General features: G+C 57.0%; 26 protein-coding genes. 19 read left to right on the top strand and 7 right to left on the bottom strand.

What is annotated here, in order from left to right:
* The first annotated feature begins 122 nt into the window (after positions 1-122).
* From BMY73_RS16155 to BMY73_RS16140, 4 genes are all read left to right on the top strand, one after another.
* Positions 123-425 carry a putative quinol monooxygenase gene (locus BMY73_RS16155; RefSeq protein WP_092408328.1) on the top strand — a complete coding sequence of 101 codons (303 nt, stop codon included), beginning with the start codon at positions 123-125 and terminating at the stop codon, positions 423-425.
* Positions 426-787: 362 nt separating this feature from the next.
* A complete protein-coding gene (locus BMY73_RS16150; protein WP_092408326.1) occupies positions 788-1,333 on the top strand; it encodes a redoxin domain-containing protein in 546 nt (181 codons plus the stop codon).
* Positions 1,334-1,341: 8 nt separating this feature from the next.
* On the top strand, positions 1,342-1,881 hold the full coding sequence (locus tag BMY73_RS16145; protein ID WP_092408324.1) for a DsbA family protein: 540 nt from the start codon (positions 1,342-1,344) through the stop codon (positions 1,879-1,881).
* A 282-nt stretch (positions 1,882-2,163) separates the two neighbouring features.
* Positions 2,164-4,920, top strand: coding sequence for an ATP-dependent Clp protease ATP-binding subunit (locus tag BMY73_RS16140; protein WP_092408321.1), 2,757 nt, complete (start codon positions 2,164-2,166; stop codon positions 4,918-4,920).
* Between the two features lie 360 nt (positions 4,921-5,280).
* Here BMY73_RS16140 and BMY73_RS16130 read toward each other — a convergent pair whose 3' ends face one another.
* Positions 5,281-6,264 (bottom strand): LLM class oxidoreductase, encoded by a 984-nt coding sequence (locus BMY73_RS16130; protein WP_092408317.1) that lies wholly within the window; start codon positions 6,262-6,264, stop codon positions 5,281-5,283.
* Between the two features lie 646 nt (positions 6,265-6,910).
* Here BMY73_RS16130 and BMY73_RS16125 point away from each other — a divergent pair.
* Positions 6,911-7,402: a phosphate-starvation-inducible PsiE family protein gene (locus tag BMY73_RS16125; RefSeq protein ID WP_218190158.1), complete on the top strand. Its 492-nt coding sequence runs from the start codon at positions 6,911-6,913 to the stop codon at positions 7,400-7,402.
* Between the two features lie 96 nt (positions 7,403-7,498).
* Here BMY73_RS16125 and BMY73_RS16120 read toward each other — a convergent pair whose 3' ends face one another.
* Positions 7,499-8,359: a LysR family transcriptional regulator gene (locus BMY73_RS16120; protein WP_062383829.1), complete on the bottom strand. Its 861-nt coding sequence runs from the start codon at positions 8,357-8,359 to the stop codon at positions 7,499-7,501.
* A 203-nt stretch (positions 8,360-8,562) separates the two neighbouring features.
* Here BMY73_RS16120 and gloA point away from each other — a divergent pair, with 203 nt between their 5' ends.
* Positions 8,563-8,958, top strand: a complete 396-nt coding sequence (gene gloA / locus BMY73_RS16115; protein WP_062383826.1) for a lactoylglutathione lyase — start codon at positions 8,563-8,565, stop codon at positions 8,956-8,958.
* 354 nt (positions 8,959-9,312) lie between these two features.
* Here the strand turns inward: gloA and BMY73_RS16110 are convergent, their stop codons facing one another.
* On the bottom strand, positions 9,313-10,200 hold the full coding sequence (locus BMY73_RS16110; protein WP_082060872.1) for a LysR family transcriptional regulator: 888 nt from the start codon (positions 10,198-10,200) through the stop codon (positions 9,313-9,315).
* A gap of 102 nt (positions 10,201-10,302) precedes the next feature.
* Between BMY73_RS16110 and BMY73_RS16105 the strand changes: the two genes are divergently transcribed.
* The 4 genes from BMY73_RS16105 (at position 10,303) to BMY73_RS16090 (ending at position 13,622) form a co-directional block, all read left to right on the top strand.
* Positions 10,303-11,301 (top strand): zinc-dependent alcohol dehydrogenase family protein, encoded by a 999-nt coding sequence (locus tag BMY73_RS16105; protein WP_062383819.1) that lies wholly within the window; start codon positions 10,303-10,305, stop codon positions 11,299-11,301.
* A 231-nt stretch (positions 11,302-11,532) separates the two neighbouring features.
* On the top strand, positions 11,533-11,826 hold the full coding sequence (locus tag BMY73_RS16100) for a putative quinol monooxygenase (protein WP_062383817.1): 294 nt from the start codon (positions 11,533-11,535) through the stop codon (positions 11,824-11,826).
* A gap of 10 nt (positions 11,827-11,836) precedes the next feature.
* Positions 11,837-12,856: a zinc-binding alcohol dehydrogenase family protein gene (locus BMY73_RS16095; RefSeq protein ID WP_062383814.1), complete on the top strand. Its 1,020-nt coding sequence runs from the start codon at positions 11,837-11,839 to the stop codon at positions 12,854-12,856.
* Positions 12,857-13,154: 298 nt separating this feature from the next.
* Positions 13,155-13,622, top strand: coding sequence for a DUF1203 domain-containing protein (locus BMY73_RS16090; RefSeq protein ID WP_062383811.1), 468 nt, complete (start codon positions 13,155-13,157; stop codon positions 13,620-13,622).
* Between the two features lie 129 nt (positions 13,623-13,751).
* On the opposite strand, the gene BMY73_RS16085 is transcribed toward BMY73_RS16090, so the two are convergent.
* Complete coding sequence (locus tag BMY73_RS16085; protein WP_256571187.1) at positions 13,752-14,360, bottom strand: TetR/AcrR family transcriptional regulator; 609 nt, start codon at positions 14,358-14,360, stop codon at positions 13,752-13,754.
* 103 nt (positions 14,361-14,463) lie between these two features.
* Between BMY73_RS16085 and BMY73_RS16080 the strand changes: the two genes are divergently transcribed.
* The 4 genes from BMY73_RS16080 (at position 14,464) to BMY73_RS16065 (ending at position 19,030) form a co-directional block, all read left to right on the top strand.
* Positions 14,464-15,474, top strand: coding sequence for a saccharopine dehydrogenase (locus BMY73_RS16080; protein ID WP_092408311.1), 1,011 nt, complete (start codon positions 14,464-14,466; stop codon positions 15,472-15,474).
* Positions 15,475-15,834: 360 nt separating this feature from the next.
* On the top strand, positions 15,835-16,209 hold the full coding sequence (locus BMY73_RS16075; protein WP_092408309.1) for a hypothetical protein: 375 nt from the start codon (positions 15,835-15,837) through the stop codon (positions 16,207-16,209).
* A 179-nt stretch (positions 16,210-16,388) separates the two neighbouring features.
* Positions 16,389-16,772: a DUF2946 domain-containing protein gene (locus tag BMY73_RS16070; protein ID WP_092408307.1), complete on the top strand. Its 384-nt coding sequence runs from the start codon at positions 16,389-16,391 to the stop codon at positions 16,770-16,772.
* Positions 16,773-16,897: 125 nt separating this feature from the next.
* Positions 16,898-19,030: a TonB-dependent copper receptor gene (locus BMY73_RS16065; RefSeq protein WP_092408305.1), complete on the top strand. Its 2,133-nt coding sequence runs from the start codon at positions 16,898-16,900 to the stop codon at positions 19,028-19,030.
* Here BMY73_RS16065 and BMY73_RS16060 read toward each other — a convergent pair.
* Both BMY73_RS16060 and BMY73_RS16055 read right to left on the bottom strand, forming a co-directional pair.
* Positions 19,020-19,214, bottom strand: a complete 195-nt coding sequence (locus BMY73_RS16060) for a hypothetical protein (protein WP_139214240.1) — start codon at positions 19,212-19,214, stop codon at positions 19,020-19,022. The two genes, BMY73_RS16065 and BMY73_RS16060, sit on opposite strands and share 11 nt — an antisense overlap.
* A gap of 44 nt (positions 19,215-19,258) precedes the next feature.
* Complete coding sequence (locus tag BMY73_RS16055) at positions 19,259-20,173, bottom strand: LysR substrate-binding domain-containing protein (RefSeq protein ID WP_062383796.1); 915 nt, start codon at positions 20,171-20,173, stop codon at positions 19,259-19,261.
* 111 nt (positions 20,174-20,284) lie between these two features.
* Here BMY73_RS16055 and metC point away from each other — a divergent pair, with 111 nt between their 5' ends.
* From metC to BMY73_RS16035, 4 genes are all read left to right on the top strand, one after another.
* The gene (metC, locus tag BMY73_RS16050; protein ID WP_062383794.1) at positions 20,285-21,436 is read left to right on the top strand and encodes a cystathionine beta-lyase; all 1,152 of its coding nucleotides are present in this window, start codon (positions 20,285-20,287) and stop codon (positions 21,434-21,436) included.
* Positions 21,437-21,539: 103 nt separating this feature from the next.
* Complete coding sequence (locus tag BMY73_RS16045) at positions 21,540-22,364, top strand: transporter substrate-binding domain-containing protein (RefSeq protein WP_092408301.1); 825 nt, start codon at positions 21,540-21,542, stop codon at positions 22,362-22,364.
* 3 nt (positions 22,365-22,367) lie between these two features.
* Complete coding sequence (locus BMY73_RS16040) at positions 22,368-23,018, top strand: amino acid ABC transporter permease (protein ID WP_062383788.1); 651 nt, start codon at positions 22,368-22,370, stop codon at positions 23,016-23,018.
* Positions 23,015-23,773 (top strand): amino acid ABC transporter ATP-binding protein, encoded by a 759-nt coding sequence (locus BMY73_RS16035; protein WP_062383785.1) that lies wholly within the window; start codon positions 23,015-23,017, stop codon positions 23,771-23,773. The genes BMY73_RS16040 and BMY73_RS16035 overlap by 4 nt, the downstream gene beginning before the upstream one ends.
* Before the next feature lie 117 nt (positions 23,774-23,890).
* Here BMY73_RS16035 and BMY73_RS16030 read toward each other — a convergent pair whose 3' ends face one another.
* A complete protein-coding gene (locus BMY73_RS16030) occupies positions 23,891-24,406 on the bottom strand; it encodes a DUF2938 domain-containing protein (protein WP_062383781.1) in 516 nt (171 codons plus the stop codon).
* Positions 24,407-24,485: 79 nt separating this feature from the next.
* Here BMY73_RS16030 and BMY73_RS16025 point away from each other — a divergent pair, with 79 nt between their 5' ends.
* Positions 24,486-24,923 carry a helix-turn-helix domain-containing protein gene (locus tag BMY73_RS16025; RefSeq protein WP_062383777.1) on the top strand — a complete coding sequence of 146 codons (438 nt, stop codon included), beginning with the start codon at positions 24,486-24,488 and terminating at the stop codon, positions 24,921-24,923.
* Positions 24,924-24,960: the final 37 nt, after the last annotated feature.

Genomic DNA, 24,960 nt, shown 5'->3' with positions numbered 1-24,960 from the left:
GACTCGACGCCACCTTCCATCCCCACGACGCTGGGGCTTGCTGGCAAGTCGGCAAATATCCCGTTGGGCTTACTGGAAAGCATGGCGCATGATGACCTGGTCATAACAAGAGGACACACGTCATGGTCAACGTAGCGTTGTTCGTTCGTCTCGAAGCAAAACCCGGGAAAGAGAAAGAGGTTGAGAGCTTTTTAGTGAGTGGTCTTGCAATCGTGGCGGAGGAGCCAGCCACCACGGCCTGGTTCGCCATCCGCTTGGGACCTTCCACCTTTGGCATCTTTGACGCCTTCCCGGATGAAGCAGGCCGACAGGCTCATCTTTCGGGCAAGGTCGCCGCCGCGCTTATGGCAAAGGCTGCCGAGCTGTTTGCCGAACCGCCGTCAATCGAGAAGGTGGACGTCCTTGTGGCAAAGCTGCCCGGCTAAGCAAGCCCGACGAGGCATTCCGACCCGTCCCTGCCGCCGTTTGCCGCGTCAGGGACGTGGCTGAGTCTGGACGTTACCGCGGGTCTCTTTTCGCGGGGCAGGTGCTAACAGCGACTATAGTCATTGGTACGTCAGATCAAATCAGCCGTTGCGCTGCCAACCTGGCCTCAACCCCATTCCGCAAAAGCACGGCGGATCGCCTCGTGCTCGTTGATGCGGACCATAACCCTCGCAGCCGAAGACACTCAGGCTTGTATCGAGGCCTCTTCGCCACTCTGAATCCCTTGACGGTGGATGGAGTTATCCCGCCGGGCGAGTCGTATCCGGCTGAGCAGACCCCCCCATCTATCAGGGCTCAAGCAATGAACACTTCAGCATTGGATGATGCAAAAGAAACGACCGACGGCCCGGTTCAAGGACCACTTCCAGCCGGCACTGTCGCCCCCGATTTCTCCCTGTACGCGACCCCCGATCAGCGGCTGTCTCTGCGCGAGCTAAAGGGAAGTCCCGTAATATTGGCGTTCTATCCCGCTGACTGGAGCTCGGTGTGTGGCGACCAACTGACCTTGTACAACCAGGTGCTCCCCACATTCAGAGAGTACGGTGCGACGCTGCTGGGTATTTCCGTCGACAGCGCATGGTGTCATCAGGCCTTCGTCAAAGATCGTGGGTTTCACTTCAGCCTGCTTGCCGATTTCGAGCCCAAAGGAGCGGTGGCGCGACAGTATGGCGTGTACGATTCCCACCTTGGAGTTTGTAAGCGTGCGTTGTTCGTGATTGACAAGGAGGGGGTGGTCGCCTGGAGCTACGTTTCACCGATGGCAATCAATCCTGGAGCGGACGGCATTCTGGATGCGCTAGATGCTCTGGCAGATTCCCCACACAGCACGCCCGCCAAAAAACAGTAGGTGATCACATGGCCACTCTCAAAGTCCCGGTAACTGCAAACGACCATCGCCAGGGAAGGGCGGATGCCAAGGTCACACTGGTGGAATATGGCGACTACGAATGCCCCTATTGCGGTTTGGCGTACTGGGTCGTCAAGCAGCTGCAGCAGCATTTTGGCGAGGATCTGTTGCTTGTGTTTCGCAACTTTCCACTGACCACTGCTCACCCGCATGCGCTGGGCGCAGCTGTCACCGCTGAATATGCCGGGAGTCGAGGATTCTTCTGGGAGGCCCACGACGAGTTGTATGAAAATCAGGATCGATTGGGCGTGCCGCTGTATGGCGCCATCGCACTGAGACACGGCCTTTCCAGCGATGAACTGGTTGTTGCGATGCAAACCGATATCTATCTGCCCAAAATACAATCCGATTTCAATGGCGGCGTACGTAGCGGGGTAAACGGCACGCCTGCGTTCTACATCGACGGGCTTCGCTATGACGGGCCTCCCGAGGTCACCGAGATGAGTCAGGCGATTGAGCTTTCCTCAATGCGTGGACTCAATCGCTAGCTAGCGCCTGGGTTGATAGCTAACGACAGGTTGTTTATTCACACGAAATGTCTAGACGTCGTTCGTCGGTAATCAAGTAGCCGTGGCGCGCTGTCATGAGATCGCGACTATGTTGATCGGGTGGCATCGTTTTCCCAAAGCTGCCATTCCCTCCCACGTCATCGTCTTCCCGACCAAGCTCAGCGTATTGCTGGTCTCATGCCCCTGTTTCCTGAGCATCGTTCAGGGCACGTAGATCCATCTGTATGAGTCCGTGTTATCCATTTTTGGAGACAACTCATCATGGCTACTCTCTGTGAAATATGTAACGCCAGACCGGCTGTCGCGCGAGTGACCGTGTCGCAAAATGGTCAGGCCAGAACAATGTCCATTTGCGACCACGACTACCGTCAACTTTTACGCCATAAAAGTATGTTGAACCCCTTCGACTCTTTGCTGGGCGGTGGCGTGTCCCGCTTTTTCGACAACATGGGCGGAGCAGCGGATCAGGGGGGTGATGACTTCAGGCTCTCTGCGCATGTGCCTCGCGAATCTGTCGATGCAACCGATGCATTCAGCTCCCAGACGCTGGAAATCCTGCAACGCGCTGGAGAGAAAGCCCATGAGTTCAACCGCAGCGAGCTAGATACTGAGCATCTGTTGTATGTGCTTGCCGATACCGACGTAGGCACAGCGTTGCTCAAGGAATTGAAGCTTTCTGCGGACGACATCAAAAGCTACATCGATCAACACGCTCAAAGGGGCGCAGCGCAGGCGCAGGCTCCGGTGGATCAGATGAGCATCTCGCCTCGACTGAAAAAAGCGTTCAATTTTGCGTTCCAGGCATCTCGTGATTTAGGGCACTCATATGTTGGCCCCGAGCATCTGTTGATCGGGCTTTCCTCGGTGCCCGAAAGCATTGCCGGAACGCTGCTCAAAAAATACGGCGTGACCCCTGAAGCCTTGCGGCAGAAGGTGGTCAAGGTGGTGGGTAAGGGGGCTGAGGACGGGAGAGTCGATACCCCCACGGGAACACCGACACTCGACAAGTTCGGTCGCGACCTGACGTCATTGGCTCGTGAGGGCAAGCTGGATCCCGTATTGGGCCGCGCGCAGGAAATCGAAAACACCATCGAGGTGCTGGCCCGCCGCAGGAAGAACAATCCGGTCCTGATCGGTGAACCCGGCGTCGGCAAGACAGCCATCGTCGAAGGGCTTGCCCAGCGCATAGTCAAGGGCGATGTCCCGGAAATTCTGCGTGGCAGACGGCTGGTTGAAGTCAATCTGAACTCAATGGTCGCGGGCTCCAAATACCGGGGCGAATTTGAGGAGCGCGCCAAGCAACTGCTCGATGAAGTCTCTGCGAAGACCTCGGAGCTGATTCTGTTCATCGACGAGCTGCATACGATCGTTGGCGCGGGGCAGGGAGGTGAAGAAGGCGGCCTGGACATTGCCAACGTATTGAAACCCGCACTGGCACGCGGGGAGCTCAGTCTGATCGGTGCGACGACGCTCAATGAGTATCAAAAGCACATCGAAAAAGATGCGGCGCTCGAAAGACGTTTTCAGCCCGTCCTGATATCCGAGCCCACCGTAGAACAGACCATCATTATCCTGCGTGGACTGCGCGACAAGCTTGAGGCGCACCATCAGGTGACGTTCGCCGACGAAGCATTCGTGGCAGCGGCGGAGCTGTCGGATCGTTACATTACCTCGCGCTTTCTGCCGGACAAGGCCATTGACCTGATCGACCAGGCTGCGGCCCGCGTGCGCATCAGCGCCTCCTCAAGGCCCGCTGGCATTCAGGAGCTGGAAGCAGAAATCACCCAGCTCAAACGCGAACAGGACTATTCATCCTCGCGTAAACGCTTCGATGAATCCAAAGGCTTCGAAGAGCGCATCGGTCAAAAGCAAGCCCAATTGGGAGAGGAGACAGAAGCCTGGGAGCGCAAAACGGGTTCCGAAACCCTCGAGGTGACCCTTGAGTCGATTGCCGAAGTACTGTCCCGTCTGACCGGTATTCCGGTAACCGAACTCACTCAGGAAGAGCGTCAGAAGCTGCTGAATATGGAAGACACTTTGCGTGATCGGCTGGTCGGGCAGGAAGATGCTGTGCTTGCGGTCAGCGATGCGGTTCGTCTGTCTCGCGCCGGCCTTGGACAAGCCAACAGACCGATTGCCACGTTTCTCTTTCTTGGTCCAACCGGCGTAGGCAAAACCGAGTTGGCCAAGGCGTTGGCAGAGACGGTGTTTGGTGACGAGCAATCGATCATTCGCATCGATATGTCGGAGTACATGGAGCGTCATGCGGTTGCCCGGTTGATCGGTGCGCCACCCGGTTATGTCGGATACGACGAAGGCGGTCAGTTGACAGAGCGCGTCCGCCGCAAGCCCTACAGCGTGATTTTGCTCGACGAGATTGAGAAGGCGCATCCCGATGTGAGCAACGTATTGCTGCAGGTGTTCGATGATGGTCGTCTCACGGACGGCAAGGGACGAGTTGTGGACTTCAGCAATACGATCATCATCGCCACCAGCAATCTGGGCTCTCCCGTCATCATGCAGAATCTTGGGCGACCAGAAAATGAACGCCTTACGGATAAAGCGTTACGTGATGAATTGATGGGCGTCTTGAAAGGGCATTTTCGTCCCGAATTCCTGAACCGTATCGACGACATCATCGTGTTCCATGCCCTTACTCGGGACAACATCCGATCGATTGTGGGCATTCAGCTTGATCGGGTCATTCGAACCGCGGCTGCGCAGAACATCACAGTGAAAGTGGCTGACACCCTCATTGATCATCTGGCGGATGTTGGTTATCAGCCCGAGTTTGGCGCGCGAGAGTTGAAGCGTCAGATTCGCCAGACCCTCGAAACGCGGCTCGCGAAGGAAATGCTCGCTGGCAAACTCCAGGCCGGCGACAGCGTTGAACTGGGTTACGACAAAGCCCGTGACGTAGTGCTCTTCGATAAGCTGGATGCGCCAAACGCCTCAGCAAACATGAGTCCGCCCGACCAGCCTGATGATCGCGTGTCGATCGCGGGGACAGGGACTTAGCTCAACGCGCTCCCGTCATTGGGTAGCAGGACTGTTGATGACGTCGTGCAATGAAGCACTGGATCCCCAGATGCCTGGACGAGCCCGGCAGACGAAGATGCGTTCTTGATGCAGGCTCAGGAGGTGCCTGGTCCTGAAGGTCCATTGATGGCACAGGGCGGCGAAATTGCGTTTGTGCCATTGCCATGCGCTCAAACTCAGGGGCATCAGTACCGAAGTCAACGCCAGCATGACGGCTATCTTGGTGCTCTCCATGGCGCTGGAACAGCGCCAGCCTGGCAGGCTTCGCCTTCGGGTGAAAGCAACTCATGGTCACCCAGCCGTAGATCACATCGGCCGGGCGTGGCGCTGGTGGGTGTATCAGTCCGCTTCAGGACGCGGCTGTACTGCGAATTCCGGAACAATGTGAGTACCCAGCTCCTCAATGACTTCCTCAGCAGGGCGCTTTCCGTATTTGAGATTCAGGATAACGTGGTCCACCCCGATCTCCTCAAGCGACTCCAGCAAAAACCGCAGATGGTAGCGTCCCAGTTTGAACCCTAAATGAATGCGGGTGGGCGGCGTGGATGGCGTCTCGTCAAGGTCGATATAAAGCGACTGAGCGAAGGGCTTATAGACGGCGCCACATTGCTTCATGACCTCACGTCGCCAGTCTTCGACGATCAGCCGCTGCATGTTCGGTATGCGTGGATAGTTGATCCATCCGAGGCTTTCGCGCGCGATCCAGTCCAGCGACTGGCGACTGTTTCCAGTCACAAGCATTGGAATGGATTGGGTTGTGGGTTTGGGAATCAAGTCAGCGCCTTGCATCTCACCACCGCTCCAGCGGATGGGTTCGAAGCTGGTGCTGTGGGCGCGGCGGATCACCTCATAGTGCTCTCGAAAGATCTCTCCGCGCCTTTCGGGATCGACGCCGAAAGCTAAAAACTCCACCGGACGATCGCCGGAAGCCACCCCCAGAATCAAGCGACCTGCACTCAGTTGATCGACGCTGGCAGATGCCTTGGCGGTGTGCAACGGATGGCGCAACGGTATGGCAATGGACGCAGTGCCAAGCGCAATCTCAGACGTATGCGCGGCCATGTAGCCCAGATAAACCCAAGGGTCGAACAGTTGGCCAACATCGCCGAAACCGGGATCCCGAAGAGGCACATCACGAAACCAGAGCGCGCAGAAACCCAACGCCTCCGCTCGTTTGGCCAAAGCGACCTGGTTGAGCATGCTGGGCATGTCCCCATCGAAAGCCTCCAAAGGGAAAAACAGTCCAAGGCTCAAATGCCCCTGAGTGAAGGTCCGGCTGAACCCTCGATGCTGCTGATAAGTAATGGTACTCGGCCGATACATACTGATTTCCTCAATGGGAGAAAGTGAACAGCGGCCTCATTTCCAGCGGGGCTGCGGCATAGGTCGCTTGAGAACGACAGGTGGGGAGTGCTTAAAACGTTTACCCGTTGTGCGGTAAATGTTGGTCGGGCGGGACGTATTAAGGGGCCAGTGGCTGGCGATACACGCGGGCAGGTCCAGATCGCGGCGAACGGACAGTCAGAAGGGAATCTGATTGCCCCAGCCTTTGCCTCAACTGAGTAAAGGCGTGGGGTCATCCAACAAGCGTAGGCGGGTTTGCAATGAATCGCCATGCTGGTTGTGACGATGATTGATACGCGTCGATGAGCCTGCCGCGATCGCTGGCGGCAATACTGGGGCAGGGGATTGAGCGGGTTGAACAGATCACGCTCGCAATCATCGAGCGCAACAATAAGATCTCCATTATCAGTAACTAGAACCCAGACCAGCTCACTTCAACAGCCTGTGTTCACTGTTGCCGAGGCGGTCCGGCAGACTGCGATGCGGGTAGCGCATCGAGATCACTGGGAATGATTCGGCCGTACCCCCGAAACTCTGCTTCACTCAACTATCTGGCGCGCTGGATCAGCGGCTACAGGCGAGCCATGCCGACGGCTGAAACCACACGTGCTGGAGCAAAAACCTAATGAAGAATCCAGCCCCCTCAGCGCCACTGCCTCCGAGATCGACGTTGAAAAGCCTTCGTGTCCAGTGGTCACTGATGAACGCCTATGAGCGATTCGAGCAGATCATCGTGCTGGCGCTTGGCGTGATGATCTCGTGCGTCATCGTCATTGCTTTGATCCAGCTCTATAGACGAGTGCTGCCGCTGGTGGTAGGCGGCGCGATTGATCCCTTGGATCACGGCGATTTACAGTTACTGTTCGGTTCGATCTTCACTGTGTTGATCGCCTTGGAGTTCAAGCACTCCATCATTCGTCCCGCGTTCAGGCACGGCAGCATCGTGCAGCTGCGAACAGTGATTCTTATCTCGCTCTTGGCTCTGAGTCGCAAATTCGTGATTCTTGATTCCGCTTCAACGCCCGCCGCCACTATCGCTGCATTGGGGTTTGCAACGCTGGTCTTGGGGATCATCTATTGGTTGTTCACAAAACCGGGTAGATGGCCGGAGGAATAGACGGCCCAGCCCTATTTCGTTGGGGATTACCACCATCCCCCGCCAAAAGACGCCGTCGGGGTTTGACGAGTTCGAATCGTTTAGACGTGGTTGCAATTAAACACCCTGACTGTCGATGACCTCGATGAAGTTTCTGATCAGGGTGGATTGCTGGTTCTTTCTCCAGACGAAATAGATATCGCTTGAATCCAGACTGGGCACCTGGTCAGCCTGAAACGTGTGCGCCTGACTGGCAAAACGATCCACGTAACTCTCTGGTATGCAGGCGAAACCTATCCCTTGCGCGATACAGGCGAAGATACTCGGATACGATTCGATTTCCAGAATAGCCCGAGGCTGGATACCGCTGCTTTCCAACCAGTTATCGACCTGTTGTCTGTAGTGACACGTGCGACCGAATACATATAGTTCGAGCCCCGACAAGTCTTGGGGAGTGGGCGAGGAAAGAGCTTTGGGCACTACTCTGATCAAGCGCTCACGAAACGCTAGTCGGCTATCCAGCAAAGGATGCTGGATCGGGCCGTCAGTAAGAATCAAATCAAGCTCGCCATCCATCAAAAGTCGCTCAAGGAATAGCGAGTGCTCCGGGCGAATGTGAAGTTCTACCCCCGGCGCCTCAAGGCGATAGCGTACGAGGCGCTCCGGTAGATGATTGGCCAGTGCTACATCTAGTGCTCCGACGCGAAGCACTCCCTGCATGGAATCGTTTGAGAACAACGAGCGCGTTTCAGCTGCCAGGTCAATGAGCTGTTTGGCTTTTCGGTATACCAACCTGCCCTCGGGAGTGACCAGCAATCGGTTATTTTCGCGGTTGAACAAAACGACGCCGAGTTGAATTTCGAGCTCTCGCAGTCTTGCCGTGATGTTCGACGGCACACAATGCAGCGATGCGGCTGCTGCGGCTATCGTGCCGTGGTCGACGACAGCGCAAAAAAAGCCGAGCTGCGAAAGTTTCAAGATAATCTCCTTTTGTGATGGTCTGGCTCACAACTGATCACTTTTAGTGATTGTTTTGGCAGCTTAACATTGTCCCGTCAAACGCATCCAGCCTTAAACAGACTGGCTTTTGGCTGAGCACCAGAGCTGACATCGAGCTTACGATGAAAGCCTTTTTAGAGATGTTGGCTATGCAATGGGCCGACGCTGCCGCGGAGAAGTAGATGCGCATACTGCATACTATGTTGCGTGTAGTGAACCTGGACAAATCCATCCACTTCTACACGAGGCTGCTTGGCATGAGCCTCTTGAGACGCAAAGACTACCCAGAGGGTAAGTTCACGCTGGCTTTCCTTGGTTATGGTCCGGAGACCGAGACGGTTGCCCTAGAGCTGACGCATAACTGGGAACAAAGCAGCTATGAGCTTGGTGATGCTTACGGGCATGTCGCCATTGAGGTTGAAGATGCAGACGCATTATGCATCCGTGCTGCGATCATGGGATATCGCGTTCCGCGACCAGCGGGTGTTATGAAACATGGGGGTGCGGTCATCGCGTTCATTGAGGACCCCAATGGATATAAGGTTGAGCTGATTCAAAAAGGTACGCAATTCGACTGAGCGAGCGCTGCGCGCGCGACTGGCAATTGCATGTACTTGAATAGCTTTGGTTGCGCGATTTCGGCTGGGTGTATTCATCGCTACCTCGATGATCCGTACGCCGATCGAGGACGTGGCGAGAGCAGTGTGTCCAACGGGAGGAACCACGTTTCCGCATGTCAAACAATGGCGTTGCAGCGTAATGAGCGACCATGGCCCAGTGCGGAAGAGGTGCCATCGAGGTTGCGTGTTTTTTTGCTAGCGATGAAGGCTAGGCATATACCGACGAGCGAAATCAGAGCAGTGAGGGCGAGGGTCCATCTGGTCTTCTTACTCCATCCAGCAGGATTTATCGTGGCGGCACTGTCGCTTTCTTTAAATGGGGTGGGCCGCGACCCACTCTTTGAGATGAGCAACAAAGCTCAGCACAGTCGGAGCAATGTTTTCTCTTGATGGGTAGACCGCATACATTCCCACCGGCGGCTCAATGGCCCAATCGGACAATGCCTCCACCAGCGCGCCTGAATCAAGATCATCTCGTACATGCCAGTCCATGAGCAGCGCTACTCCATGTCCATCTATCGCCATCTGGCGAACCACTTCCCCAAGACTGGATGAAAACCGTTTGCGTATTTTGCAGGTTTTTTTGACGCCTCCCCTGGACATGGCCCAGCTGGAATCCTTACCAACGATGAGCCCGTCCAACATGGCCAGTTCTTTTGGAGAGATAGGCATGCCCTGTTTTTCCCAATACTGGGGGGCGGCGCATATCAGACGTCGAGAGGCCGCAATTCTTTGCGCGATCAGGGACGAATCGGCCATTACGCCGTGCCGAATCGCAAGATCGGTCCCATGGGCGGCCAGATCAACCAGTTGATCCGTTGGATGGAGATCGACGATGACGCCAGGGTAGCGTTTGAGATAACTGCTTACGACGCTCGATAAATAACCTTGGGCAAATGTCGCGGAAGCGGTTATGCGCAGATGACCGGTAATCTCGGTCTTCTGGAAAAATCCTCCCTCGGCCTTCTCGACGCTTTCGAGGATGCTCAGGGCATGCTGATAAAGCTTCTCACCGTCAGAAGTGGGGCTGAGTTTGCGGGTGGTTCGGTTAAAAAGTCTCCGGCCCACGCTGTCTTCAAGGGCCAGAAGACGTTTACTGCCGCCCGCAGCTGTCATCCCCAGTCGTTCAGAAGCCGCACGGATGGATCCCTCCTCAAAAACGGCAACAAACAAACGCAATTCATCGATGGAATCCAGCACTTATTACCAACCAACAGGACCGAAAGATTCAACAACTCTAACGTACTTATCCAATTTTATTGATGATAATTTTGTGGCCTATAGTTCCTCGGAGTTAAACCTTTGAAAGCCATTGTGATAAATCAGCATGGTAGCTCAGACCTTTTTGTCGAAATTCAGACGGACAATCCCCGCGCGCGAGCAGGTCATGTGATTGTTGATGTGCGGGCGACAAGCGTGAATCCAGTGGACACGAAAATTCGTCGTGGCAGCGAAGGTACGGCTGGTCTGACTTTCCCGGCCACTCTCCACATTGATGTTTCAGGGGTAGTCAGCTCCGTCGGTACTGGTGTGACGCGCTTCAACCCAGGCGATGAAGTCTATGGCTGTTTCGGCGGCATCGTGGGGATTCCCGGTGCGCTGGCAGATCAGATGGAGGTCGATGCCCAGATGCTGGCGCTAAAACCCAAGTCGCTCTCTTTTGGCGAAGCAGCAAGCCTGCCGCTGGTGGCGATTACGGCATGGGAGGCGCTGATCGACCGTGCTTCGATCAAACCCAATGACAATGTCCTTGTACATGGTGGCACCGGCGGTGTCGGGCATATAGGCATTCAATTGGCCAAGGTCCTGGGAGCCAGGGTATCGACGACGATTTCCACACCGGAAAAAGCGGAAATTGCCCGTCGGTTGGGCGCCGATGAAATTATTTTTTATAACAGCGAGACGCCTGAGGAATACAGTCAGCGAATCACCGAAGGAAAGGGATTCGATACGGTCTTCGATACCCTGGGCGGCGAGGTCTTACAGAACTCGCTGAAAGCCGCGAAGCTCAAGGGCCACGTCGTCTCGATCATTGGTTACGACACCTACGATCTGACCGAAATGCACTTCAAGGCATTGAGACTCGACCTGGTATTCATGGCTGTTTCGATCATTCATAACCAAGACCGCAAGCACCATGGCGAGATCCTGCAAAGACTGGCTGCCCTAGTTGATCGCGGCTTGGTCAAGCCACTGATCGATGAGCGCCATGATTTCACTGCTGCGGGTGTCAGTGCGGCACATGATCGCCTAGAGTCAGGTCGTGCCATTGGCAAAGTCGTCATTGAGCGAAAGGCTTAGTCACGCCGACACAGGATCGTGTGCACCGGGCCCGGAAGACACTGACCCAGTCTTCCCCTTCGACGAGTTCATGTGTGTCGTGCCGATAACCTGGATCTCGACCAGGCCGCCATCTCGCAGCACCGCAGATTCAAATTGTTGGCCGCACGGCCGACGGCATGGATATCTTCGATACACCCGTGCCAGCCAATGCGCTCTCTCTTTATTAAACGCCCACAAGCAGGAGGTTTGATGACCACCCCTCTGACACTGATTGCCACTTTGATCGCCAAGGCCGGGTTTGAAGCCGAACTCGAGGAGACGCTGCAGCGCCTGCAAGGCCCGAGCCGAGTCGAAGCGGATTGCATCCAGTACGACTTCCATCGTGATGCCGATCAGGCTCGCACTTTCCACATGATCGAACAGTGGCGCACTGAAGCGGCGCTGACTGCTCACGAAGCGACACCGCATTTTCAGGCTGCGCTCCCTTTCATCGAGCGTGCTGCTGAAAAACTCACCATCACGAAAATGTATCGCATCTCCTGAGGTTCTTCGAATGAAAGCCATTGCACACTTCAAATGCCTGCCTATCGAACATCCCGACGCCTTGGTGGAGATCGATATACCCGAGCCAGTGCCGAAGCCGCGCGACCTGCTCGTAGAGGTAAAGGCCGTATCGGTCAATCCTGTCGATACCAAGGTGCGACAGGGCTACGTACCGCACGAAGACGAAAGCCAGCCCCGTATCCTCGGATGGGACGCTACCGGCGTGGTCAAGTCGGTCGGCAGCGACGTGACGCTGTTCAAGCCTGGTGACAGGGTCTGGTACGCCGGATCGTTGATCCGCCCGGGAAGCAACAGTGAGCTGCAACTGGTGGACGAGCGTATCGTCGGTTCAATGCCCCAGTCGCTGGATTTCAGCCAGGCTGCGGCATTGCCACTGACTTCCCTGACCGCCTGGGAGTTACTCTTTGATCGCCTCGGTGTTGCACGTGATACCACCGACCGGGGCGAAACGCTGCTCATCGTCGGCGCTGCGGGCGGGGTGGGTTCGATCCTGACTCAGTTGGCGCGTCAACTGACCGGACTAACAATCATCGGCACGGCTTCGCGCCCGGAAACCCAGGCCTGGGTCACCGAGCTGGGTGCGCATCACGTCATCGACCATACCAAGCCACTCAGCGAAGAGCTCAAGCGCATTGGCATTGGACAAGTCAGCTATGTCGCAAGCCTGACCCAGACTGATCGGCACTACGAGCAAATCATCGAATCACTGAAGCCTCAGGGCAGGCTGGGCCTGATCGATGATCCGGCCACGCTTGACGCTGTGCCGCTGAAGCGTAAGAGCCTGTCGTTGCACTGGGAGCTGATGTATACCCGCTCGCTTTACGAAACCGAGGACATGCAGGAGCAGCACAACATCCTCAACGAAATTGCGCGGCACGTCGATTCGGGTCTCTTGCGCACCACTCTTGGCGATAACTACGGACGCCTCAGCGCAGAAAATCTTCGTCGTGCCCATGCTCTACTGGAAAGCGGCAAGGCAAAAGGCAAGATCGTTCTGGAGGGCTTCTAAGAGGTACCACAGAAACGACTGGGTAATCTCCAGCTTCAGGTACCCTTCACGCAAACCGTGTTGCTTCAGGCGCTTGGACACGCACGGAAAGCACCGAAGCCCGAAACTGCCGGGCCGCGATCAGCCTCAAGCAACGCGATAAAAGACCAAACACCGCAGAACCATGGGCTCCTCCTCACAGACAGCTTTCGACCCAAAGCAGCCGGTCGCGGCAGCTTGAATAAAGCAGCAAGAATCGGATGGTAAGTACTGTACGAGTTCCAGTCTGATAGGACTCCAAGCCAAGAGGAGTTCGACCATGGCGTTCCGTATAACTGGCCTTTCCCCCGAGCCATTCCAGTCACTGTTTGGATTGTCCGACCAAGAGCTGGCATCTCTTGGGATGAAGCGTTACATCGTCGACAGCAACCCAGGCTTTCCTGACCGTATCGAAATGAAAGATGCGGAGCTAGGTCAGAGCGTGCTTTTACTCAACCATGTCTGTCAGCCAGCCAAGACGCCATACCGTGCCTCACACGCGATCTTCATACGGGAGTGGGCCTCACAAGCTTATGACGCAGTCGATCAGGTACCTGAGTCTATGCGAATCCGCCTGCTATCGCTTCGCGCTTTCACTGATGATGGGATGATGCTCGATGCCGACGTAGCTGATGGAATAGCAATAGAACCTGTAGTCACTCGGATGTTTGCCAATCCAGAGGTTAGTTACATTCACGTTCACAATGCCAAGCAGGGTTGCTACTCCGGGCGAATAGATCGGGCGTAGTCACCGCAGGTCTTGGTGGCTCGTCCTTCTGTCGACTCTGCCGGTCACCGACTGGCCGGTATTGGCCGATAGCTGACGCTCATTTGACCCTGCACGATGTTTGCCTTGCCAACCTGTACTGAACGGGCACTACCGGTGAAACGCACCCAAAATAAGCGACGAAAAAGTTGTGATCGCTTCATCGAGGGTGTGTCGTCCACGCACAGTTGCGCTCGAAAGCGCTTCGCCTGCTCCTATCAGACCGGTGCAGATACGCTCCATCTCTGCAGTCGACAGCGCTGCGTGCGGTTCCAGCACCGCCATAAACATGCGCACGCAGTTATCCAGCAGCTCCTGGAAAACCACCGCTTTGTCGCTACTGCCTGCAAGCGCTGCTCCGACAGCGTGAAATTCGTCTGTTTGGTCGGCCGCACAGTGGATATAAGCACTGGCAAGCGCCTGCGCAGTATCCTCCAAAGTCTGCGGACTTCCCGCCATAGCGTGGCGAAAAGCATCGACGCGTTCCGTATCGATCCATCTGTACAGCTCGATCAATAGTGCCGACCGAGTCCTGAAATGATCGTAAACCACCGGTTTGGAAACGCCGGCGCGGACCGCCAAATGGCCCAAGGTCAAACGGTCAGCGTCTTCTTCCCGCACAATCAGCAGTGCCGTCTTGAGCAATTGTTGCCGCCGCTCGGCTTTTGTAAGTCGATGTGAGCCTGTGCCACTGGCTGGAGGGTTGCTGACTTTTTCCACGCTGATCCTCAGAAGCAGATAACCTACCAATGGTAGGTTACGGATTGTAAGTCTCGTGCTAGTTTTCCTACTAATAGTAGGTTAACTGGAGGGAGAACGCACAATGTCTAGGCATCCAATACTTTTCATGGGCGGTTCAGGCGCTATAGGCCAACGCACTGCTCAAGCCTTACGCGCAGCTCATCCCGAGATTGCGCTCTTGATAGGCGGACGCGATCTTGCCAAGGCTCAGCAAGCGGCAGAGCAGTTAGGATGTGCGCAGGGGATTGTGACTGATCCCGCAGCAGATGATTTAGGGTTAGGTGATCGTCAAGTCAGCGCAGTGGTGGTCTTTTACATGGACCACACGCTTGCCGGATTGCGTTTTGCCCAAAAGCGCGGCGTGCCGCATCTGAGCATCTCCTCCGGCGTTTTCGAGATCGCGCCTGAAATCGCAACCTACATGCACAGGCCTGACATCGCGCCCATTGTTCTGGGTTATGAGTGGATGGTCGGCGCGACAACCGTGTCGACGCTCAGTATCGCCAGTGCTTATGGCCGTGTTCGCGACATCGTGATCAACGCGTTAGTGGATGAGCAAGACAGTGGCGGTCCGACTGTCGCCAGGGATTTCGAGCACTTGAGCAAGATGTTGCCGGCGGCGCTGAGTAGGCGCGATGGGGGGTACATCTGGCGCGAAGGCCAGGATGCCAAGGTCAGCTTCCACGCGGTGGATGGTACAAAGCTCGAGGGTAACGGTTTCTCTTCTATCGACGTTGTCGGTTTGGCTGCTGCTACCGGAGCGCCCAACGTCCAGTTCAATCTCGCCACCGGCGTGAGCTCGACCCGGCGCCAAGGCCAGCCAATGTCGACTGAGATCATCATCGAGCTTGCAGGTGAAGATCTGAACGGAGCACCTCTGCGTACCCGCCACGCTTTTGTCCACCCAAAGGGCGCTGCCTACCTCACCGGCCTAAGCGTGGCAATGCTGTTGGAGCGACTGCTTGCACTGGACGGACGGCCTGCCCCACTGCCCGGACTCTATTTTCCATACCAGCTCTTGGAGGCCGATTTGTATTTTAAACGCTTGGCTCAGGAAGGCGGGGAGCTGCGTAGGTTACCCACTCAAGGGTGAAACCTTGGCTGCACCACTACGCAGCGCGTGTAAGCGTCATTAATTAAGTGATGGTCGGTCACGATCATTAGACGAGTTTGCCGACTGCATTCGATAGCGCTGGGCACGCTTGACTCACCCTTGTAGCCTCAAACGCAGAAGCACGTTCATATCGAATCTTTAGCCAACGGGTACACGGCATCCAACCCGGGCCCTTTCGTCCACTGACGGCGCTATGTCGTAGTCAGCTGTGCGCCACTTTGTCGCAGCTCGTCTGAGGCTCAGGTTTATTGGGACGCCTGCCACGGGCGCACAGTGGTTTCAGTTTTTCCCGTTGGGCAGCTTGTGTATTTCCATTTCCGACGATGTTAGATTCCGCCGATGAATTTCGTCCGAACCCACCGCTCGATCATTGCCTGGATGCTTTACGGCTTCATCCTGTTCAATGGCATCGTGTGCAGTGTGGGTCATGGGCAAATGGTCGATGCCTTTTCCGGCGCCACTCAGGCCATGGATTGTGGTGACCAGGGCGCATTTATCCTGTCCGATCTTTCGAAGATGGGTGATCACGCGCTGATCATGAAGTTGTCGATGAGCGATTGCGCGTTCGCCGGAATCGCTTTCCTGTCGTTGATGTTTTTCATCGGTCTGGGGTGGCTGCTCAGCACCCGCCAGCTTCGACTGCCTGCCGCTTACACCTTCCATCGACGAATACCCCGTCATCTGCTCCCCGGACTCCTGCCTCAGGCTCCCTGATTGATTTGACGTGCTCGACTGACGAGCCCCTATGCAATCTGAATCCTGAATCGCTTGCGCTGGCGACCTGTTCGTCATGCGCATGCATACCGTGGAGAGTCTTCATGTCCAGTCACCTGCTTCCGGCGCGCCTGCGCGTCGTTCGTTGAAAACAAAGCGTGTTTTGCGGTGATCGACTAATGCGTCAAAGGCGCCTGATTGCTGCATGGCTGAGCCTTTTCGCCATGCTGATGATCTTTGCCGGTCCCTTGATCAGTCAGGGGATCAGCCTTGCGCAGGGTCAAAACGCGTCCATGAGCATGGCGGGCATGGCATGCGACGAAATGCCGGGCATGAGCATGGCGTCGCATCAACCGCCAATCAGCAAGAACCATCATTTGCTGCTCTGGGAGAAATGCGGCTATTGCTCGCTGCTGTTTCAGCATCCGCCGCTGGTTGAATCCAGGCTGTTGATCACGCCGCCTGGTGTACCCCAAGCCAGTTTGTTTTCCATTCATTTTGTCCCTGAACAACCCGCACCACCTGTATTCCCAGGGGCGCGAAGCCGAGCACCACCGGTTTGACCGTTGAACGTCACAGATCATTTTTAGAACGCTGAACGCCCGACAGCCCCAGCACGCGCTTTTGCGAATCACGTGTGGGATGGCTGTGGGCGCTCCATGTACACCTGACTTTCATCGGAAGATCCATGTACTCGACCAAGAACGAGCCGCTTTTTCAACTTGATCGGTCGCGCCTGAACTGGCGCCGTGCCTATTTCATTTTTCTGGGGCTGACGTTGCCCGTCGTTGCACAAGCGGCACAGCCAACCGCCGGTGACGGCGATCCGCAAGAGCAAGTGCTGGGGCTGTCGCCACTGGTGATCACGGCGGTGCAGCAAAGCTCGCCACTGACCATCGTCACCCGTCCGAAGGACGCTCGCCAACCTGTTCCTGCCAGCGACGGAACGGATTATCTGAAGACCATCCCCGGTTTTTCTGCCATTCGCAGCGGCGGCTCAAACGGTGACCCGGTGCTGCGCGGCATGTTCGGTTCGCGTTTGAACCTGCGTACCAATGGTGGCCTGATGCTCGGCGCCTGTCCGTTCCGCATGGATGCGCCGAGCTCCTACATCGCCCCGGAAACCTTCGACAAACTGACCGTGATCAAAGGCCCGCAGACCGTGCAATGGGGCCCCGGCGCTTCGGCGGGCACCGTGCTGTTCGAGCGCGAGCCGGAACACTTCGGGGAACTGGGCAGCCGTCTCAACGGCAGTGTGCTGGTGGGCTCCAATGGCCGCTTCGACAAGGTGCTCGACGGCGCGGTCGGCGGCCCGCAAGGCTACCTTCGGGTAATCGGAAACCAGGCGCAGGCTGACGACTATAAGGACGGCCACAACAACACCGTGCCTTCACGCTGGGATAAGTGGAACGGTGATGTGGCGCTGGGCTGGACACCGGATGCCGACACACTGGTTGAGCTGACTACCGGTAAAGGCAACGGCGAGGCGCGTCTGGGCGGTCGAGGCATGGACAGCTCGCAACTGGAGCGCGAGAGCCTGGGGCTGAAGTTCGAAAAGCGCAACATCGGCGGCGTGCTGGATAAGCTTGAAGCGCAGGTCTACTACAACTACGCCGACCACATCATGGACAACTTCCGGCTGCGTACACCGGACCCCACCAGCATGATGGCCATGCCGATGGCCTCGCAAGTCGACCGGCGCACGATGGGCGCCCGTGCGGCCGCGACCTGGAAATGGACCGACGTCGAACTGGTGACCGGTATTGATGCACTGCGCAGCGAACACCGTGAGCGCAATTCGACGTACGACATGGTGACCAATGTCTACACCGACACAGACGCCTTCGCCTGGAGCAAGGACGCGGTTGAGCACAACTACGGCGCGTTCGCCGAGATGACCTGGTACGCCGCCGAGCGCAGTCGTATTGTCTCGGGCGCGCGCCTGGACAGGGCGTCGGCCAAGGACTATCGGCAATCGGTCAGCACGATGTCGATGAGCATGCCCAATCCGACGGCGGACGACACGCGCGCCGATACGTTGCCCAGCGGGTTCGCCCGTTACGAATATGACCTCGCCGACTCTCCGACGACGCTGTACGCCGGGATAGGTCATGTCCAGCGGTTCCCCGACTATTGGGAGCTGTTTTCCGCAGGCAGCGGCCCCGCGGGATCCCGCAACGCGTTCGAGGGGGTGAAGCCCGAGAAAACCACCCAGTTGGACTTCGGCGCGCAATACAGCGGTGACGATCTCCAGGCATGGGCATCCGGTTACGTCGGCGTGGTTCGCGACTTCATTCTGTTCGACTACGGCACCGACATGATGGGCATGAGCACCACCAGTACCGAGAACGTCAATGCCCGGATCATGGGGGGCGAGTTGGGCTTTGCCTATCGTCTGGCGCCGAACTGGAAAACCGATGCCACGCTGGCCTACGCGTGGGGCAAGAACACGTCAGACGGTCAGGCATTGCCGCAGATGCCACCGCTTGTGACCAAGCTGGGACTGACCTACGAGCAAAACGCCTGGAGCGCCGGGGCCTTGTGGCGAGTCGTTGCGGCGCAGAACCGGGTGGCTGAAGGCAAAGGCAACGTCGTCGGCCAGGACTTCGGCAAGAGTGCGGGCTTCGGGGTGTTTTCTCTCAATGGCAGCTATCGCCTCAGCAAACAGCTGAAGGTCAGCACCGGCGTCGACAACCTGTTCGGCAAGGACTACGCCGAGCACCTGAACCTTGCGGGCGACGCCGGTTTTGGCTTACCCGGCGACCGCGCGCTCAACGAGCCCGGACGCACGTTCTGGACCAAGGTCGACTTCAGCTTCTGATGTACGGGCCGCTTGGACCTGCGTCCGGGCGGCCTGCCTTGCGCTGTGTTGTCGAGCCTTTGCTCGACGCGTCAGCGACCGGGGCATCTTCATGGACCAGAGTGAGGTTATCGAAGATGGCAGCACTGCGCAGTTCTTCGAAGGGGGGGCAGATCGGCACCCGCGAGCTCAAACGTTCCTCCATCAGATCCGCCGGCATTGAGCGCGGATGACCTTGATTCTGAAGCCTCACTTTTTCATATGGTTGTCCACACGCTTCAAATCCTTTGCCAGTTGGATGCGTAATGCGGATATCAACTTTCGCGCGTTGTCCGCCAAGGGTTTTCCGGGACGGAAAAGCAGAAGGCTGGTGAAGTTGACCGTCAGGGAAAACGGGCGGATCACCAAGCCTCGGTCGATGTAGTCCACGACGGCGACAGGATTGGCAAAACCGAACCCGATTCCGCGCAATGCCATCTCGCAAACGGTGTGGGCATAGGGCGTTTCAATCCTGATATTCGGCGTTACGCCATAGGGGCTCAGCGCAGCCTCAAGCCGCCGACGACTGCTGTCTTCTGGATTGAGTGCGATGAAGTCATGGCTGCCGATGTCGCTCGGGGTGATGACTGACAGCTTGGCGAGCGGGTGATCAGGCGGCATGGCCATTACGCCCGGCGAATCCAGAAACGGCGAATGTTCCAGCCCCATGACCGGCATCTCGTCGGCCATCAGGCCAAAATCGCATTGGCCCGACGACACGTCCTGGTGGACCTCCCTGGAGCTCAGGACCCGCAGCGACACTCTCATGTCTCGCCCTGCCAGGTCGAAGGACGACAAGGCCCTGGGCATGAATGCATTGCCAAGTGCCGGATGCACAGCGATGGCCAGACGGTCCGTACCGAACTGCTTCAAGCTCTTGATTCGATGTTCGATCGCATCCATACCGATGAAGAGTTTGTCCACGTCCACCATTAACGCGTGCGCTTCCTGCGTGGGCACCAGACGCCCGCGGATCCGGTGGAAAAAAGCAATCCCGGCTGCCGTTTCGAGCTTGCGAATCGCCTGGCTGACGGCAGGTTGCGAGATTCCGAGCATGTTCGCTGCCTTGCTGGTGCTCCCTGCGTTCATGACCACTCGGAATACTTCGATTTCGCGGACACCCATGCGGCAACCTATAACCTTTGCTTATCGAGTTAATAATTCTACGTGTAGCCGCTGACGCAGGTCTATTCAACAATAGGTTTCATTGTTCCTGACCTGACAAGGCGTACTCAGATGAAACTTGTAGATCCTGCCGGCAGCCCGTATGCCAGCCTCTCTCCAGGTGTATGGCGCGGTTCGACCGTGGTTTTCGACTCATTCGAAGACTTCGTCAGCCGCAAAAGTCGACAGCCGGACGGCTACAGTTACGGCATTACCGGCACGCCGACTTCTCGCGCGCTTGAGCGGCAAGTCGCTGAGCTGGAAGGCGCTCGTCATTGCGTGGTCATGCCGACGGGTGCGTCTGCGCTGATCACCACGGTCATGGGCTTTGTTCGTGCCGGTGACCATCTGCTTATCTCGGACTCCTGCTATGGCTCGCTCAAGACGTTCGGTCGCCAGTGGCTGGCTCATCTCGGTGTTGAGGTCGAGTTCTATCCGCCGACGATCGACGCCGGGATTGAAGCGCTGATCCGCCCGAACACACGCATGATCTGCATGGAAGCGCCGGGCACCGTCACCATGGAAATGCAGGACATCGGTGCGATCACCGCCATCGCCAAAAAGCATGGCGTGCTCACGATGATGGACAACACCTGGGCGAGCCCGCTGTACTTTAGGGCCATCGAGCACGGCGTGGATTTCGTGGTTCAGGCAGCCACCAAATACTTCGGTGGTCATTCCGATCTGTTGATGGGAACCGTCAGTCTCAATGATCCAGAACGCTATGCGACGCTCAGGGAAACCCAAAGCATCTTCGGGCAGGCCACCAGTCCCGAGGATTGTTTCCTGGTACAGCGCGGGCTTCAGACGTTCGAGCTTCGGCTGCGTGAGCAAAGCCGAAAGGCCTTGGCAGTGGCGCGTTGGCTGGAGGCTCAGCCTCTGGTGAGACGCGTGCTGTTTCCTGCCCTGGAAAGCGATCCAGGTCACACACTGTGGCAGAACCAGTTCGAAGGCAGCGGTTGCCTGCTCTCGATCATTCTGGAACCGGCCGCTGACGAACGTGCCTTCGGGGCATTTTTCAACGCCCTGCAACTGTTCCCGATCGGCGCGAGTTGGGGCGGCACCCATAGCCTGATTGCCTACTACCCGGCGTCCCAGCAACAAGCACGGCAATTTTCGCCAACGGACCAACCCATCGTGCGTCTCTCGATCGGGCTGGAGGACGAGTCGATGTTGATCGCCGACCTGGCCAACGCCCTGGAGGCGTACGCCCGGGCGCGCTGACGTATAGGCACGCTGCGCTTCAGACGCGGCGGCCAGACACGCTTTTTCTGCCGTTACTCCCGCGAGCCCCCGAGGCCGCACACCCAAATGAGGATGGATAACAATGAAACAGAACGGCATTCGTTTCGCACTGGCGATGATCATGTCTTTCGGCATTGGCTCGGCCGCCATGGCGGATGACTCGTTGCAAACCCTGCGCGAACGGGGCGTTATTCGCATCGCCAATACCCAGGCCAGTCCACCCTGGAGTTATCTGGGGCAAGACAACCAGCCAGCGGGATACGACGTTGCCATCGCCAAAGAGGTTGCCAAGCGTATTGGCGTGGCCAAGGTGGAGTTCATCGCCGACAGCTTCAAAAGCTTCGTCGAAGGCTTGAAGGCAGACAAATACGACCTTGTCATGAACGACCTGACGCCCACCGATGAGCGCAGAAAACAGGTCGACTTCGCCAGTCCGTATGGCGTGGAAGAGTTCTACATTTTCGTGCGCGACGACAATCAGGACATCCATAGCATCAAGGACATGCCTGGTCACTCCATCGGTGTCACGTCCGGTACCAGCAATGAATCCTGGGCCCGCAAACACATGACCACGTCCGATATCCGGGCCTATGAAAACGGCGGCTTGGTTTTCAACGATATGGCAATTGGACGGGTCGACGCCGTGTTGTCTTCATTGTTCGGCGGGGAGAAGTACAAAAAGGTCAATAACCTGCCGATCAAGGCAGTGGGTGAGCCTCTGACGTACCAGCTGTCTGCGCCGGCCATGGCGAAGGGCAGGGACAGTTTGCGTGATGCGGTCAGCAAAGCCATTGAGTCGATGGTTGCAGATGGCACGGTGGACGCCGTCGCCAAGGAGTGGATCGGGCCGGATTATCACATGACCGCCGGGATCAAGGCCGCTCTCGCTGAGCTGGCGGAGGAGTAAACCATGTGGGATCTCTTTCTACGGGCGTTGCCGCTGCTGCAAAAAGCGATCGTGACAACGCTTGGCTTGGGTCTGGGTGCCTTCGTCCTCGGCACCGGCCTGGGCCTGATCATTGCCCTGATGAGGATTTCTCCAGTGCGGCTGTTCCGGATGATCGCCTTCAGCTACGTCTCGATCTTTCGTGGCACGCCCCTGCTGGTGCAGATACTTCTGATCTACTTCGGCTTGCCCCATTACGGGATCGTGATGACGCCGATACCTTCTGCGCTGCTCGCACTGACGCTGTTCTCGGCGGCTTATCTGAGCGAAACCTTTCGTGCCGGCATCATTGCGGTCGACAGTGGCCAGTGGGAGGCGGCCAGCTCCATGAGCATGGGCTACTGGACCTGTCTGCGTCGGATCATTCTTCCGCAGGCGTTTCGAATCGCGTTGCCCACCATGGGCAGCCGGCTCATTGCGCTGATCAAGGACACCTCGCTTGCCTCCACGATCACGGTCATGGAAATGACCCGGGTCGCTGAGCAAATCGGTGCGTCCACGTTCCGGTACATGGAAATGTTCCTGATGGTGGGGGCGATGTACTGGCTCATCAACCAGATGTTGACCATCCTGCAAACCTGGCTGGAAGGCCGTTGGACGAGGCACATGCGATGACCACAAGCACTGTACGCGTTACCGGGCTTAGCAAGACCTTTGGCGATCTGGCCGTACTCAAAAATGTCGACCTTGAGGTTCAGGCTGGTCAGGTCGTGGTCATCCTGGGTCCGTCGGGATCAGGCAAGACAACCTTGCTGCGCTCTCTGAACCTGCTGGAAAAACCAGACGCTGGCACGCTGGAAGTCTGTGGGCATAAGGTGGAGGTTCCGCGCAACGGTCGATTCGACCGGGCAACGCGCAAGCAAGTGGCGCTGCTCAGGCAGAAGACCGCCATGGTGTTCCAGTCCTTCAACCTATTTCCACACATGACGGCCCTTGAGAACGTCATGGAGGGGCTTCTCAGCGTAAAGAAAGTGCCCAAGGCAAAGGCCATCGAGCGGGCCCGTCATCTGCTGGCGCAGGTCGGCCTGGCGGAAAAAGCTGACAGTTACCCCGCCAAACTTTCTGGGGGCCAGAAGCAGCGCGTCGCCATTGCGAGAGGGTTGTCCATGGACCCCGAGGTCATCTTTTTCGATGAGCCGACCTCGGCCCTTGACCCTGAATTGCGCGACGAAGTGCTAGGGGTCATGCGTGAACTGGCGAACAGTGGCATGACCATGCTGGTGGTGACCCACGAGCTGCGTTTCGCTCGAGAAGCGGCAGACCGCGTGGTGTTCATGGAAAACGGTGTGGTGGTCAAGGATTGTTCCACTGAAGCGTTCTTCGGTGGCGACAGCGGCGAGCGCATTCAGCAGTTCCTGCGCCGGTATTGATTGCCAACGTTATCGGGAGCGAGGTGATGACACTTTTGCGCAATACCCGGTTGCACCTTCTGGCAGGCACTCGGGGTTTACAACTGACCCCGAGCACCAGCGCTGTACCAGCGCCACTCAACTTAGGCAGGACGATGTAGGAAAGAGCATCTTCAATAGCGATGCCGCCATAAAAAGTCCCAGTCCGAATGTCAGATGCGCGGTGATACTCTTGCGCCTTGCAACGCCAGGTGCCCCTGTCTTCGAACCGGCAATGCCGAAACCGAGCGCGGGCTGCATGATGAAAAAAGGCGCAATCACACTCAACAACCCCGTCACCAGCGCAGGTACGAGCGTGGGGTTGCAGATCCAGGCAGGCCCTATCGCGCCGATCAACACCATCGCGAAGACGACCCCCGTGATGTAATGGAATACCCACCCCATCAAACGTTCATTCCTGACGGGGGGCGCCGCCATGATCGAGGCATGACGAAACCGTCCGTGCCACATGTGGCCCAGCCAGCGACCCACCCATCCATAGTCAAGCGACGCTTGGCCAAACAATCGGGCTTGAGCAAAACCCGACACGTCCATAATCAGTGTGGCCCCCACTCCAACACCCAGGATGTGCAGTGCGGTCTCGGTTGTCCCCATGATGTTGCTCCTTGCCTTGAGCCTGTTTTAGCGGTTTGATCCGAGCAGTCTGCACGTTCAAGTCGACTTGAGGTCAAGCATGAAAGAGCTGGATATTGGTGAGGTGGCGCGACGTTCCGGTCTACCGACTTCAACGCTGCGCTACTACGAAGAAAAGGGGCTTATCAGCTCAATCGGTCGTCGCGGTCTGATTCGCGTGTTTGGTGCCGACGTACTCCAGCGTTTGTCCTTGATCGCGCTCGGGCAATCGGCCCAGCTCTCACTGGACGAAATATCCACCATGCTGGACGCAGAGGGGCAGCCTGACATTGATCGTCAGCTGCTTAACGAAAAGGCAGACGAACTGGACCGCACCATCGAGCGACTCAGCGCCGTACGCGACGAGCTTCGTCGAGTCGCGTGCTGCCCTGCTGCTCGTCACATGGACTGCTCAACGTTTCAGACATTATTGAAAGCAGCAGGGAAGGGGGGATCAGGAAAAAGAACCGGAAAGGGGGACCTGCGCAGACGAGCGTGAAGAAGGGGTTGGATCGATAGCGACCCTTCCTCTCCGA

This window comes from Pseudomonas sp. NFACC02, assembly GCF_900110765.1.
Taxonomy (GTDB): domain Bacteria; phylum Pseudomonadota; class Gammaproteobacteria; order Pseudomonadales; family Pseudomonadaceae; genus Aquipseudomonas.
The sequence above is the reverse complement of the archived record's forward strand: the minus strand, read 5'-3'. Positions and strand labels throughout refer to the sequence as shown.

Excerpts from the sequence above, each read along its gene's own strand:
- BMY73_RS16155 (WP_092408328.1), top strand. The coding sequence starts at position 123 with ATGGTCAACGTAGCGTTGTTCGTTCGTCTCGAAGCAAAACCCGGGAAA.
- BMY73_RS16150 (WP_092408326.1), top strand. The coding sequence starts at position 788 with ATGAACACTTCAGCATTGGATGATGCAAAAGAAACGACCGACGGCCCG.
- BMY73_RS16145 (WP_092408324.1), top strand. The coding sequence starts at position 1,342 with ATGGCCACTCTCAAAGTCCCGGTAACTGCAAACGACCATCGCCAGGGA.
- BMY73_RS16140 (WP_092408321.1), top strand. The coding sequence starts at position 2,164 with ATGGCTACTCTCTGTGAAATATGTAACGCCAGACCGGCTGTCGCGCGA.
- BMY73_RS16130 (WP_092408317.1), bottom strand. The coding sequence starts at position 6,264 with ATGTATCGGCCGAGTACCATTACTTATCAGCAGCATCGAGGGTTCAGC.
- BMY73_RS16125 (WP_218190158.1), top strand. The coding sequence starts at position 6,911 with ATGAAGAATCCAGCCCCCTCAGCGCCACTGCCTCCGAGATCGACGTTG.
- gloA (WP_062383826.1), top strand. The coding sequence starts at position 8,563 with ATGCGCATACTGCATACTATGTTGCGTGTAGTGAACCTGGACAAATCC.
- BMY73_RS16100 (WP_062383817.1), top strand. The coding sequence starts at position 11,533 with ATGACCACCCCTCTGACACTGATTGCCACTTTGATCGCCAAGGCCGGG.
- BMY73_RS16095 (WP_062383814.1), top strand. The coding sequence starts at position 11,837 with ATGAAAGCCATTGCACACTTCAAATGCCTGCCTATCGAACATCCCGAC.
- BMY73_RS16090 (WP_062383811.1), top strand. The coding sequence starts at position 13,155 with ATGGCGTTCCGTATAACTGGCCTTTCCCCCGAGCCATTCCAGTCACTG.
- BMY73_RS16080 (WP_092408311.1), top strand. The coding sequence starts at position 14,464 with ATGTCTAGGCATCCAATACTTTTCATGGGCGGTTCAGGCGCTATAGGC.
- BMY73_RS16075 (WP_092408309.1), top strand. The coding sequence starts at position 15,835 with ATGAATTTCGTCCGAACCCACCGCTCGATCATTGCCTGGATGCTTTAC.
- BMY73_RS16070 (WP_092408307.1), top strand. The coding sequence starts at position 16,389 with ATGCGTCAAAGGCGCCTGATTGCTGCATGGCTGAGCCTTTTCGCCATG.
- BMY73_RS16065 (WP_092408305.1), top strand. The coding sequence starts at position 16,898 with ATGTACTCGACCAAGAACGAGCCGCTTTTTCAACTTGATCGGTCGCGC.
- BMY73_RS16060 (WP_139214240.1), bottom strand. The coding sequence starts at position 19,214 with ATGGAGGAACGTTTGAGCTCGCGGGTGCCGATCTGCCCCCCCTTCGAA.
- BMY73_RS16055 (WP_062383796.1), bottom strand. The coding sequence starts at position 20,173 with ATGGGTGTCCGCGAAATCGAAGTATTCCGAGTGGTCATGAACGCAGGG.
- metC (WP_062383794.1), top strand. The coding sequence starts at position 20,285 with ATGAAACTTGTAGATCCTGCCGGCAGCCCGTATGCCAGCCTCTCTCCA.
- BMY73_RS16045 (WP_092408301.1), top strand. The coding sequence starts at position 21,540 with ATGAAACAGAACGGCATTCGTTTCGCACTGGCGATGATCATGTCTTTC.
- BMY73_RS16040 (WP_062383788.1), top strand. The coding sequence starts at position 22,368 with ATGTGGGATCTCTTTCTACGGGCGTTGCCGCTGCTGCAAAAAGCGATC.
- BMY73_RS16035 (WP_062383785.1), top strand. The coding sequence starts at position 23,015 with ATGACCACAAGCACTGTACGCGTTACCGGGCTTAGCAAGACCTTTGGC.
- BMY73_RS16030 (WP_062383781.1), bottom strand. The coding sequence starts at position 24,406 with ATGGGGACAACCGAGACCGCACTGCACATCCTGGGTGTTGGAGTGGGG.
- BMY73_RS16025 (WP_062383777.1), top strand. The coding sequence starts at position 24,486 with ATGAAAGAGCTGGATATTGGTGAGGTGGCGCGACGTTCCGGTCTACCG.